General features: G+C 61.9%; 11 protein-coding genes and 1 pseudogene. 6 read left to right on the forward strand and 6 right to left on the reverse strand.

What is annotated here, in order from left to right:
- Positions 1 to 277 precede the first annotated feature (277 nt).
- Together copM and A7X77_RS27945 are read right to left on the reverse strand one after the other, a co-directional pair.
- Positions 278 to 604 carry a CopM family metallochaperone gene (copM, locus tag A7X77_RS27940; protein WP_082928876.1) on the reverse strand — a complete coding sequence of 109 codons (327 nt, stop codon included), beginning with the start codon at positions 602 to 604 and terminating at the stop codon, positions 278 to 280.
- Positions 564 to 1,319, reverse strand: coding sequence for a hypothetical protein (locus A7X77_RS27945; RefSeq protein WP_064686094.1), 756 nt, complete (start codon positions 1,317 to 1,319; stop codon positions 564 to 566). The genes copM and A7X77_RS27945 overlap by 41 nt, the downstream gene beginning before the upstream one ends.
- A 137-nt stretch (positions 1,320 to 1,456) precedes the next feature.
- On the opposite strand from A7X77_RS27945, the gene hisS reads away from it, so the two are divergent.
- From hisS to hisG, 3 genes are all read left to right on the forward strand, one after another.
- Complete coding sequence (gene hisS, locus A7X77_RS27950; protein WP_064686095.1) at positions 1,457 to 2,980, forward strand: histidine--tRNA ligase; 1,524 nt, start codon at positions 1,457 to 1,459, stop codon at positions 2,978 to 2,980.
- Between the two features lie 174 nt (positions 2,981 to 3,154).
- Positions 3,155 to 4,276 (forward strand): ATP phosphoribosyltransferase regulatory subunit, encoded by a 1,122-nt coding sequence (locus A7X77_RS27955; protein ID WP_064686096.1) that lies wholly within the window; start codon positions 3,155 to 3,157, stop codon positions 4,274 to 4,276.
- Complete coding sequence (gene hisG / locus A7X77_RS27960) at positions 4,273 to 4,968, forward strand: ATP phosphoribosyltransferase (protein WP_064686097.1); 696 nt, start codon at positions 4,273 to 4,275, stop codon at positions 4,966 to 4,968. The genes A7X77_RS27955 and hisG overlap by 4 nt, the downstream gene beginning before the upstream one ends.
- Before the next feature lie 80 nt (positions 4,969 to 5,048).
- Here the strand turns inward: hisG and A7X77_RS27965 are convergent, their stop codons facing one another.
- Positions 5,049 to 5,462 carry a DoxX family protein gene (locus A7X77_RS27965; RefSeq protein WP_064686098.1) on the reverse strand — a complete coding sequence of 138 codons (414 nt, stop codon included), beginning with the start codon at positions 5,460 to 5,462 and terminating at the stop codon, positions 5,049 to 5,051.
- A gap of 202 nt (positions 5,463 to 5,664) precedes the next feature.
- Here A7X77_RS27965 and A7X77_RS27970 point away from each other — a divergent pair.
- Positions 5,665 to 6,364 (forward strand): annotated as a pseudogene (locus A7X77_RS27970) (glutathione binding-like protein).
- 225 nt (positions 6,365 to 6,589) lie between these two features.
- Here the strand turns inward: A7X77_RS27970 and A7X77_RS27975 are convergent.
- The 3 genes from A7X77_RS27975 to groES form a co-directional block, all read right to left on the reverse strand.
- A complete protein-coding gene (locus A7X77_RS27975) occupies positions 6,590 to 7,036 on the reverse strand; it encodes a hypothetical protein (RefSeq protein ID WP_064686168.1) in 447 nt (148 codons plus the stop codon).
- A 713-nt stretch (positions 7,037 to 7,749) separates the two neighbouring features.
- Positions 7,750 to 9,387 (reverse strand): chaperonin GroEL, encoded by a 1,638-nt coding sequence (gene groL, locus A7X77_RS27985; RefSeq protein ID WP_038687103.1) that lies wholly within the window; start codon positions 9,385 to 9,387, stop codon positions 7,750 to 7,752.
- A 70-nt stretch (positions 9,388 to 9,457) separates the two neighbouring features.
- The gene (gene groES, locus A7X77_RS27990) at positions 9,458 to 9,754 is read right to left on the reverse strand and encodes a co-chaperone GroES (protein ID WP_004675403.1); all 297 of its coding nucleotides are present in this window, start codon (positions 9,752 to 9,754) and stop codon (positions 9,458 to 9,460) included.
- A 317-nt stretch (positions 9,755 to 10,071) separates the two neighbouring features.
- Here groES and A7X77_RS27995 point away from each other — a divergent pair, with 317 nt between their 5' ends.
- Together A7X77_RS27995 and A7X77_RS28000 are read left to right on the forward strand one after the other, a co-directional pair.
- On the forward strand, positions 10,072 to 10,920 hold the full coding sequence (locus A7X77_RS27995) for a TIGR01459 family HAD-type hydrolase (RefSeq protein WP_064686100.1): 849 nt from the start codon (positions 10,072 to 10,074) through the stop codon (positions 10,918 to 10,920).
- Positions 10,921 to 10,934: 14 nt separating this feature from the next.
- A complete protein-coding gene (locus tag A7X77_RS28000) occupies positions 10,935 to 11,918 on the forward strand; it encodes a bifunctional riboflavin kinase/FAD synthetase (RefSeq protein WP_064686169.1) in 984 nt (327 codons plus the stop codon).
- Positions 11,919 to 12,073: the final 155 nt, after the last annotated feature.

Here is a 12,073-nt window from a genome sequence, read left to right on the forward strand (position 1 = left end):
CTGGTGCGCGCCAATCTCATGCACCGCCGCAGGATCGACCGCCTGCTGCAACCCACCGCCACTCCGCCACACCATCTCCACCAGATGAGCCTCCAATGGTGACGAATTTAAACCGGACAGCAGTGGCCTTGTGCCGAGGATCTGCTACCCTGTTGCAGATGCTCGGGACAAGGCCGAGCATGACGAAAGAGGAGTGGCCGACTTTATCAGCAGTCTGGGAACGCCAGCTCCGCGTTCCCCTTTCGCGAGCGATCGACTACTTGCCGCCGGCCTTCAATCAGGCATTCATTTCGGCGATCTCGGCCTCCTGCGCCTTGATCACGGCTTCGGCGAGCTTGCGGATTTCCGGATCCTTGCCGTATTGAAGCTCGATCTTTGCCATGTCGATCGCGCCCTGATGGTGCGGGATCATGCCGCGGACGAAATCCACATCGGCGTCGCCGCTATATTCGATCATCATATCCTTATGCATCTTGGCATTCGCCTTAATGAAGGCGTGGCTTGCCGCGTCGTGACTGTCCATCGGCTTGCTCATATCCGTTGGCTTGTCGCGGTCTGGTGTCTCACCATGCGGCCATGACCTTATGCTCGATCCGGTAATCACGGCTCTTCTCGCCGAGCGGCGCGACCGGCCATGTCCAGATGGCCTTCGCCGGCGGCGGCGAAACGCCGTGCAGCAGGTCGGCCTCCTCATGCGTCCTGCCGTTGCGCTCGATGACGGCATAGGCGATGTCGGTCACCAGGCAATGGCGGCAGGCTAGACCCGAAAGGCCGGTCAGATGCGCCGAGATCAGCCTTTCGACTGTATCGGCAGGCATGCGGCCGTCCTCGGCTTCGTAGCGCCGTTTCACGCCCCGGCCGATCTGCGACAGGAGGTTGGCCGAAACCACGAAATCGAGATAGGGCACCGAGCGCAGGAAGCCGAGCGGTTCGGGCTCTCTGCCGGCGGCCAGATCGTCATAGCCGGAAAGATCGCGCTCGATCAGCCGGATATTGCGATAGGCTTTGGCCGACAGCCACAGGCGCACCGAGGCGAGATGAACGAGGTCGACCAGAATGACGGTGTCGAAATCGCGGGCCAGCGCCTCGATCGGTACGTCGCGCAGCAGGCCGGAGCCGAGCACGACGGCTGTCCGCTTCTGCCTGAGATCGGCCGTCGCCGCACGGATCGCATTCCGGCTCATCTCTTCATGTTCGGCCCATTCGGCGGCACATCGCCCGGCCCGCGACCAGAGATTGACGGAATAGCGGACGAACTTTCGATGCGGCTTGTCGGTCAGCGGCCATGTCGCGGCATAGAGAAGCGCTTCAGCGATCATGATGCATATCCCGCATTTCGGATGGATACCCTCGTTCAATCGATTCTGGCCGCGACATCAAGACCCCTGCGCCCTTGCCGCTCCCCGTCCAATCCGCTAGGACACCGCCACTGTCACAGCCAGCGGAAATCCCGGAAATGAACGACAAGCAGAAGAAACCGCAAAAGCTTAAGGCCCGCCTGCCGCGCGGCTTCGTCGACCGGGCGGCCGGCGATATCCGCGCCGTCAACGAGATGACGGCAAAGATCCGGGAAGTCTATGAGCATTACGGTTTCGACCCCGTGGAAACGCCGCTGTTCGAATATACCGATGCGCTCGGCAAGTTCCTGCCCGATAGCGACCGGCCGAACGAGGGCGTTTTCTCGCTGCAGGATGACGACGAGCAGTGGATGTCGCTGCGTTACGACCTGACGGCGCCGCTTGCCCGCCATGTCGCCGAGAATTTCAACGAGATCCAGCTTCCCTATCGCACCTATCGCGCCGGTTACGTCTTCCGCAACGAGAAGCCGGGCCCCGGCCGTTTTCGCCAATTCATGCAGTTCGATGCCGATACGGTCGGCGCGCCGGGCGTTCAGGCCGATGCCGAAATGTGCATGATGATGGCCGATACGCTGGAGGCCCTCGGCATCAGGCGCGGCGACTACGTCATCCGTGTCAACAACCGCAAGGTTCTGGACGGCGTGCTCGAGGCGATCGGCCTCGGCGGCGACGACAAGGCCGGCCAGCGGCTCAACGTGCTGCGCGCCATCGACAAGCTCGACAAGTTCGGCCCCGAAGGTGTCGCCCTGCTGCTCGGCCCCGGCCGCAAGGATGAATCCGGCGACTTCACCAAGGGCGCCGGCCTCGATCAGGCGCAGATCGACAAGGTGCTGTTCTTCGTCGGCATCGAGGACTATGCCGAAAGTGCTGCCCAGCTCGCCGAACTCGTTGCCGGAACGTCGAAGGGCGGCGAAGGCGTTGAAGAACTGAATTTCATCGGCGCGCTGGTTAAGAGCGCCGGCTATCAGTCAGACCGCATCAAGATCGATCCGTCGGTCGTGCGCGGCCTCGAATATTATACCGGCCCGGTCTATGAGGCCGAGCTCAGCTTCGACGTCACCAACGAGAAGGGCGAGAAGGTCGTCTTCGGCTCGGTCGGCGGCGGCGGCCGTTATGATGGCCTGGTCTCGCGTTTCATGGGCCAGCCGGTTCCGGCGACGGGCTTTTCGATCGGCGTCTCCAGGCTTATGACGGCGCTGAAGAACCTCGGCAAGCTCGGCGCCAGCGAGGTGATCGAGCCGGTGCTGGTGACCGTCATGGACGGCGATGTCGAGGCGATGGGCCGCTATCAGAAGATGACGCAGGAACTGCGCGCCGCCGGCATCCGCGCCGAGATGTTCCAGGGCAACTGGAAGAAGTTCGGCAACCAGTTGAAATATGCCGACCGCCGCGGCTGCCCCGTCGCCATCATCCAGGGCGGCGACGAACGCGCAACCGGCGTCGTGCAGATCAAGGACCTGATCGAGGGCAAACGGCTGTCCGGCGAGATCGAGGACAATGCCAGCTGGCGCGAAGCCCGTGTGGCGCAGGAGACGGTCCCGGAGGCCGACCTTGTGGTCAAGGTGAGGGAAATCCTTGCCGCGCAGGCGGAGGATCGGAAGAGGGCTGGCAATGCGCAATAGTCCCCTCCCCAACCCCTCCCCACAGGGGGGAGGGGCATTACGTGGCGCCGCTGTGCCTAACTCAACGTTCGCTTCAATGACGGCGCTCTCGATTTGCATCGACCCTGGCCGCGGGTTAGTCCCTCTCCCCTGTGGGGAGGGGTTGGGGAGGGGACTTTTCCCGGGAGCGACACAATGCCTCTGATCAACCTCCCCGAATTTGCCACCGACCTGCTCGCCGAATTCGACGCCCGCAAGGCCGAGCGCATCGACACGCCGGTCATTCAGCCGGCCGAGCCGTTCCTCGATATCGCCGGCGAGGATCTGCGCCGCCGTATCTTCATGACCGAGAGTGAAACCGGCGCCAGCCTCTGCCTGCGTCCCGAATTCACCATTCCGGTCTGTCTGCGCCACATCGAGACTGCGACCGGCACGCCGAAGCGTTACGCCTATCTCGGCGAGGTCTTCCGCCAGCGCCGCGACGGCGCCAATGAATTCTACCAGGCCGGTATCGAGGATCTCGGCGATATCAACATACCGGGCGCCGATGCCCGCGCCATCGGCGATGCCACCGGCATTCTCGCTCGCCTGCTGCCGGGTCGCCGCCTGTCGGTGACGCTCGGCGACCAGGCGGTGTTCGAGGCGGTCGTTCAGGCGCTCGGCCTGCCGCTCGGCTGGCAGAAGCGGCTGATCCATGCCTTCGGCAACATGACGCAGCTGGAAGCGCTGCTGGCCGGTCTCGTCAGCCCGCAATTCGTCACGGGGCTGGACGACGATATCGCAAAGCTTGTCGCATCAGGCGACGAGCAGGCGCTGGTCGCCCATCTCGAGCAGGAGATGCAGGCGACTGGCTATTCGACCAATGCCAGCCGCTCGCCGCTGGAGATTGCCCGGCGGCTCAAGGAAAAGCTCATTCTGTCTGAGACGCGCCTCGACGACGCCGCCTTCCACGTGCTGGAAGAGTTTTTGTCGCTCGACGTCCCGCTCGTCAATGCGTCGGCGGCGCTGGCCGGTTTTGCCGATGCAGCCGGCCTGAAGCTTGGCAATGCGCTCTCCCGCTTCAACGGCCGCGTCGGCGCCCTTGCCGATGCCGGCGTCGATCTCTCCTGTCTCGACTATCGCGCCGCCTTCGGACGGCCGCTCGATTATTACACCGGTCTCGTCTTCGAGGTGACGGTAGAGGGATCGAGCGCGGTTCTGGCCGGCGGCGGCCGCTTCGATAAGCTCCTGACCTTCCTCGGCGCAACCGATCGCATTCCGGCCGTCGGCTTTTCCTTCTGGCTCGACCGCATCGAAACCGAAAGGGCAGCGGCATGACCATCACCATCGCGCTTCCCTCCAAGGGCCGGATGAAGGACGATGCCTCGGCGATCTTCGAGCGGGCCGGCATGCCGATAACGGCCGTCGGCAACGACCGCTCCTATCGCGGCCGCGTGGAAGGCTGGGACGATGTCGAAGTGGCCTTCCTTTCGGCCTCCGAAATCTCCCGCGAGCTTGGCAACGGCACCGTCGATTTCGGCGTCACCGGCGAGGATCTGATGCGGGAAGGTTTTGCTGAAGTCGACAAACGCGTCGAATTCTGTGCCCGCCTCGGCTTCGGCCAGGCGGATGTCGTCGTCGCGGTGCCGGAGATCTGGCTGGATGTCGAGACCATGGCCGATCTCGGCGACGTCGCCGCCGATTTCCGCGTCCGCCACGGCCGGCGGCTGGCTATCGCCACCAAATATTGGCGCCTCACCCAGCAGTTCTTTTCGAGCCAGCACGGCATCCAGCTTTATCGCATCGTCGAGAGCCTCGGCGCCACCGAGGGCGCGCCGGCCTCCGGCTCGGCCGATATCATCGTCGATATCACCTCCACCGGTTCGACCCTGCGCGCCAACCATCTGAAGGTGCTCCAGGACGGCGTCATCCTCCATTCACAGGCCTGCCTGGTGCGCGCCCGCAAGGAAAGCCATGCCGACGAACCCGTCGTGCAGGCAATTGTCGAAGCGGTGCGCGCCGCTCTCTGATTGCAATGGTCAAGACACAAGAAACCCGCCGTCAATTCAATGACGGCGGGTTCTGCATGTCTGGGAGGATATCTGCTGGATCAGGCAGCCGCATAGGCGCCGCGGCGGGCGTCAATCGAATAGGCACCGGCACCGACGGTGGCGAGCAAGATGTACGCGCCGGCAAGCGTGATGTTCTTCATGACCATGATCTGGTTGAGAATATTCACGAGTTCCGCGCCACTTGCGTAGGGCAGATGGAAGGCAACGGCCGTGAAGACACAGAAGCCCGCGAGCAGCCAGCCGGCAATGCGGACCTGGAAGCCTGTGAGAACCGCAAGGCCGGCGAGCAGTTCGAAAAGGCCTGCGACATAAGCCAGCAGAGTTGCTGCCGGCAGGCCGGCACCGGCGATCATGCCCGCAGTACCGGCAGGATCGGTTAGCTTCATGAAGCCGGAAAGGACGAACATGAAAGATAGGAGAATGCGGGCAATCAGGATAAAGGCGTTCGACATGGATGTTGCTCCGTTGAATGACTCTGGAGATCTTGGTGCCCCCGGACACGCTGTGGATCTCTGATATCCCTATCTCGCCTATTTCCTTCGTTATGCAAAGGTAGACGGAAGGGGACACTTCGTTCAATAATATGAAACGACGCCCTCGCTTGCTTTTCCAGAGCCTCGTCTCCTATGGTCGGCGCCCAACATGGAGACTCAGATGGCAGATCTGTCCGCTTTTCCGATCACGAGGCGATGGCCGGCGAAAAATCCCGACGTCATCCAGCTCTATTCGCTGCAGACGCCGAACGGGGTAAAGGTGTCGGTTGCCCTCGAGGAACTCGGCCTCGCCTATGAGCCGCATTATATTTCCTTCGACGCCAACGAGCAGAAATCACCCGAATTCGAATCTCTCAATCCCAACGGCCGCATTCCGGCAATCATCGATCCGAACGGGCCGGACGGCAAACCGATCGGGCTATTCGAATCCGGCGCCATCCTGCTTTATCTCGCGGAAAAGACCGGCAGGCTCATTCCTGAGAATGCCGCCGGCCGCTATGAATGCATTCAGTGGGTGTTTTTCCAGATGGCCGGCATCGGCCCGATGTTCGGTCAGTTCGGCCATTTCTACAAATCCGCCGCCGACAAGGTCGCCAACAATTCCTATCCGGTGGAGCGCTATCGAGACGAATCCAAACGGCTGCTCGGCGTGCTCGAAGGCCCGTCAGTGGATCATGGGCGATCAGTATACGATCGCCGACATCACCACCTTCACCTGGGTCCGAGGCGCCGATATCTTCTATGGCGGCCGCGAGGAGCTCGACTATGCGAGTTTCCCCGCCGTTTCCGATTGGCTGGAACGCTGCATCGCCCGCCCGGGCAGCGCCAGGGGGCTGAATATTCCAGTCAAGCCGGAGTAGCTGACGGTTCCGGAAAGCGCAAAGGCCGCTCTCGGGAGCGGCCTCAACATATGACAACCCTAGGCTTCCCCCGCCCAACTTTATCCTCGGCCTTGTGCCGAGGATCTTGTGCCCTGTCGGCCGAGGCAGATAGTCGGGACAAGTCCAAGTATGACGAAAGAGAATGGCCGGCTTTTCAGCGGTCTGACCGCTTTCCGCGGAGACCGTTATTTCGCCCGCCTGCCTCTATTGCCGGTTAGTAATCTGCCTCGCGCCTTCGAGCTTGAAGCGCGGAAAGACGAAGACGCCGGCCATGCTGCCGCTGTATTTCTCTTCGAGCCCGTTCGACTCGCCCATGCAGAAAAGCGGCTGGCGCAAGCCGTTCGGCATGATGATCGTCGTCGAAAAGCAGAAGGAGGAGCAATGTGTTGCCGCCTGTTCGAACAGTTCCAGCACGCGACTGCGATCTCCGGAATCGTAGCATCGTATCAGGTTCAGCAGTCCGCATTCCTCCGCAGAGAGGCCGTGCAGCATGGCGCTCCACTTGCCGAGACGGAGCACGCCGCTCGACAGATCCCCTGTCCAGCTTTCTGAAACGGAAAACTGCGCCAGCATCTCGTGCTGTTGATTGTTGTCGTTCATCGAGCCGGGCAGCAACGGCACGGCTGCATTGGCTTTGGCAATCTTGAACACGGGCGTTCCCTCGTTCGCATGCGGCTCCTCCGCCGCACGCTCGGCAAACACTAGACACAGGCTTATGCAGCAGCGGGCATAATGCCCGCGCCCATACCGGCGACATTGCCGCGGCCATCCGAGCCTCCGAACCGGAGCCCTTCGAAACCGACTATTCTGGCATCGCCTTCCCGCGCTCGTCTGACAGCGAAAATGATCGCCGGGCGCGCTTCAATTGCAGCCCGGATTTATAGGAGCTTTTGCACAAACGGCAACGGCTTTTTAAGGGGCGTTCGCATCGAGATCTCTTCGACGGAGATGTCGGCGTCCCCGCGCTGCTTGGCGAGAATGGAGGCCGGGAGCTCAATTTTCGGCGCTTTTCCCCCGTTTCGCCCCACTTGGCGGGAGATATATCGCCGCAAGACGACGATCGCCCGCATGTTACGTCGAGAGAAAAACAAGCAGCGGCGCAAGCCTCGCGAAAGCTTGGCCCGCCGGCACATACGATGCACGGCACAAAATCGCGCGCAATGGATCGAATCGTTTCGAGCAAAGCCTAAGGCAAAGAAAAAGGGCGACCCGAGGGCCGCCCTTCCTGTTCCGGATGCCGGAATGAGTGCAGGCTTTCGCCTATCACATCATGTCCATTCCGCCAGTTCAGCGCGCTTGACGCGCTAAACCATCTTAGATGATGGGCGGATTCATGGACGATGCTGTGAAAGGCCGTTGGCCTATCACATCATGTCCATTCCGCCCATGCCGCCCATGCCGCCCGGCATTGCCGGAGCGTCCTTCTTCGGCAGCTCGGCGATCATGGCTTCGGTGGTGATCAGCAGCGATGCGACGGAAGCGGCATCCTGCAGGGCGGTGCGAACGACCTTGACCGGGTCGATGATGCCCATGCCGATCATGTCGCCATATTCGCCGGTCTGGGCGTTGTAACCCCAGTTGTCCTGATCCTTGTCGAGGATCTTGCCGACAACGATCGAGGCTTCGTCGCCTGCGTTCTCAGCGATCTGGCGGGCCGGAGCCTGCAGCGCGCGGCGAACGATGTTGACGCCGGCTTCCTGGTCGTCGTTGATACCCTTGGAGGTGATCTTGACGGAGGAGCGCAGCAGGGCAACGCCGCCGCCCGGTACGATGCCTTCCTGAACGGCAGCGCGCGTCGCGTTGAGGGCGTCGTCGATGCGGTCCTTCTTTTCCTTGACTTCGACTTCCGTCGAGCCGCCGACGCGGATGACGGCAACGCCGCCTGCGAGCTTGGCCAGACGTTCCTGCAGCTTCTCGCGGTCGTAGTCGGAGGTGGTTTCTTCGATCTGGGCCTTGATCTGGGCAACACGGCCTTCGATGTCGGACTTGGCGCCCGAACCGTCGACGATCGTGGTGTTTTCCTTGGAGATCGAAACCTTCTTGGCACGGCCGAGCATGTCGAGCGTGACGCTCTCGAGCTTGATGCCGAGGTCTTCGGAGATGACGGTGCCGCCCGTCAGGATGGCGATGTCTTCGAGCATGGCCTTGCGGCGGTCGCCGAAGCCAGGAGCCTTGACGGCAGCAATCTTCAGGCCGCCGCGCAGCTTGTTGACGACGAGCGTTGCAAGGGCTTCGCCTTCGACGTCTTCAGCGATGATGAGGAGCGGCTTGCCGGTCTGGACGACGGCTTCGAGAACCGGGAGCATCGACTGCAGGTTCGAGAGCTTCTTCTCGTGGAGGAGAATGAAGACGTCTTCGAGGTCGGCAACCATCTTTTCCGGGTTGGTGACGAAGTAGGGGCTGAGGTAGCCGCGGTCGAACTGCATGCCTTCGACGACTTCGAGTTCGGTCTCGGCGGTCTTGGCTTCTTCAACCGTGATAACGCCTTCGTTGCCGACCTTCTGCATGGCTTCGGCAATGTCGAGACCAACCTGGCGCTCGCCGTTTGCCGAGATCGTGCCGACCTGTGCGACTTCTTCCGAGGTGTTGATCTTCTTGGCCTTGGCCTGGAGATCCTTGACGACTTCGGCGACGGCGAGATCGATGCCGCGCTTCAGGTCCATCGGGTTCATGCCGGCGGCAACGGCCTTGGCGCCTTCGCGAACGATCGCCTGGGCCAGAACGGTTGCAGTCGTGGTGCCGTCGCCGGCGATGTCGTTGGTCTTCGAAGCAACTTCGCGGACCATCTGGGCGCCCATGTTTTCGAACTTGTCTTCGAGTTCGATTTCCTTGGCGACCGAAACGCCGTCCTTGGTGATGCGCGGCGCGCCGAAGGACTTGTCGATGATGACGTTGCGACCCTTCGGGCCGAGCGTGACCTTGACTGCATCGGCGAGAATGTCGACGCCGCGCAGCATCTTTTCGCGCGCGGTGCGGCCAAACTTGATTTCTTTAGCTGCCATGTTTGTGACTCCTGAATTCGATTTGTTCGGGCAAGGCCCGTCAGTCATTTCGGGAAAGCGGATCGGCCAATCAGCCGATGATGCCCATGATGTCGGCTTCCTTCATGATCAGAAGGTCTTCGCCGTTGATCTTGACTTCGGTGCCGGACCACTTGCCGAACAGCACGCGGTCGCCAGCCTTGACGTCGAGTGCGACGACCTTGCCGGACTCGTCACGAGCGCCGGAACCGACGGCGACGATTTCGCCTTCCTGCGGCTTTTCCTTGGCGGTGTCGGGAATGATGATCCCGCCCTTGGTCTTCTCTTCGGACTCGACGCGACGAACGACGACGCGGTCGTGAAGCGGACGGAAATTGGTGCTTGCCATTGTCTAATCCCTCGATCGAATGACATTCGCAGGCCGGAGCGGCCCACATGGATAGGTGCTAGCACTCCCTTGCGGTGAGTGCTAGCGACGTGCATTTAGGGATGGCTCCGAAAGGAGTCAATGAGAGCAATCACGAATTTTTGTGCCGGAATTGTGAAGAGACCGGAGAAATGCCGGAGATTTCGGCCGAACCCTCCGTGGCGGCCGCCGGATTGTCGTGACAAGGCTTTGCGGTGGCCGATGACGAAGAAAATGCCTTGCCATCCTCCTGCGCCTTTGCAATGTCACCGGTGACTGCAGCAACTCGGGATATTGGAATGGCCAAGCGGATAGAAACCTTCTCTGAGATCACGGATCGCTATGATGTGGTGCTCTGTGATGTCTGGGGCGTCGTTCACAATGGAGTCGATCCGTTCCCCAAGGCTGCCGCGGCCCTTCAGGCCGCCCGCGAGAGCGGCCTCGCCGTCGTCCTCATCACCAACTCGCCGCGGCTTTCCTGGCAGGTCGTCGACCAGTTGCGTCATATCGGCGTGCCCGACGACGCCTATGACCGGATCGTTACCTCGGGCGACGTCACGCGCGGGCTGATTTCCGAGGGGCCGAAGACGGTCTTTCTGCTCGGGCCCGAGCGCGACAAGGCGCTTCTCGAAGGCATCGGCGTCGAGCGGGTGCCGGCCGGCGAGGCGCAATCGCTCGTCTGCACCGGCTTTTTCGACGATGAGACCGAGAAGCCCGAGGATTACACCGACATGCTCCTGGATTTTCAGGCGCGCGCAGTGCCGATGATCTGCGCCAATCCCGACCTCGTCGTCGAGCGCGGCCACCGCATCATTCCCTGCGCCGGCGCCATGGCCGCCTATTACGAGCAGCTCGGCGGCAAGACCCGCATCGCCGGCAAACCGCACCGGCCGATCTACGAGGCGACGCTGGCGGCCGCCCGCGAACTTCGCGGCGATTTCTCCGCCGGGCGCGTGCTGGCGATCGGCGACGGCATGCCGACCGATGTCCGCGGCGCCTTGAATTTTGGCCTCGACCTTCTCTACATCAGCGGCGGGATCCACGCCAAGGAATACACCTTGAACGGCGAAACCGACGAGGCAATCCTCAACGCCTATCTCGAACGGGAAAACGCCGCGCCGAAGTGGTGGATGCCGCGCCTTGCATAAAGAGAAGCCAGCCGATGACCGTCTTCCACCGCAATGAAACCCGCGAGCCCTTGCCCGCCCATCTCAAGGGCGGGGTGATCGCCATCGGCAATTTCGACGGTGTGCATCGCGGTCATCAATCGGTGCTGAACCGCGCGCTTGAGATCGCCAGGGCGCGCGGCATTCCCGCCTTAGTGCTGACCTTCGAGCCGCATCCGCGCACGGTCTTCCGGCCGCAGACGCCGGTGTTTCGCTTGACACCCGCGCCGCTCAAGGCCCGCATCCTGGAAACGCTGGGGTTCAACGCCGTCATCGAATATCCCTTCGACTACGAATTCTCGCAGCGCTCGGCTGATGACTTCATCCATTCGGTCCTGAAGGATTGGCTCGGCGCCTCCGAAGTCGTCACCGGCTTCGATTTCCATTTCGGCCGCAACCGCGAAGGCGGCCCCGCCTTCCTGATGAATGCCGGCCAGACCTACGGATTCGGCGTCACCCTGATCGATGCCTTTCGCGACGAAAATGCCGATGTCGTCTCGTCGAGCCATATCCGCACGCTGTTGAAAGAGGGCGATGTCAGCGAAGTCGCCGGCATGCTGGGTTACCGCTATACGGTGGAAGCCGAGGTGATCGACGGCGAAAAGCTCGGCCGGCAGCTTGGCTTTCCCACCGCCAACATGCGCCTGCCGCCGGAGGCCGAACTTGCCGCCGGCATCTACGCCGTCCGCTTCCGCCGCCAGGACGGAACGCTTCATGACGCCGTCGCCAGCTACGGCCGCCGCCCGACGGTGACGGAAAACGGCGCGCCGCTGCTCGAAACCTATCTTTTCGACTTCAGCGGCGACCTCTACGGACAGCGCTGCGCCGTCTCCTTCTTCGGCTATATTAGACCGGAGCTGAAATTCGATGGCCTCGATCCGCTCGTCGCCCAGATCAAGCGCGACGAGGAGGAGGCGAGGGCGCTGCTGGCGGGTGTCAAGCCGCTCGGCGAACTCGACCGGAAGCTTTGCTTTTCCTGAGGTCGTGGTCAGCGCGGCGTGCTTCGAGTGCAAAAACCTCGGCGCCCCGGCGATCGCATCGCAGAATTCTTCTCTTCCTTTTCCGCCGAAAAACGCCTATGAACCGGCCCGATGAGAAAATTTCGGCTGGCGATCACGATGCGAATTATCGGCCC

This window comes from Rhizobium bangladeshense (assembly GCF_001662075.1).
In the GTDB taxonomy this organism is placed as follows: domain Bacteria; phylum Pseudomonadota; class Alphaproteobacteria; order Rhizobiales; family Rhizobiaceae; genus Rhizobium; species Rhizobium bangladeshense_B.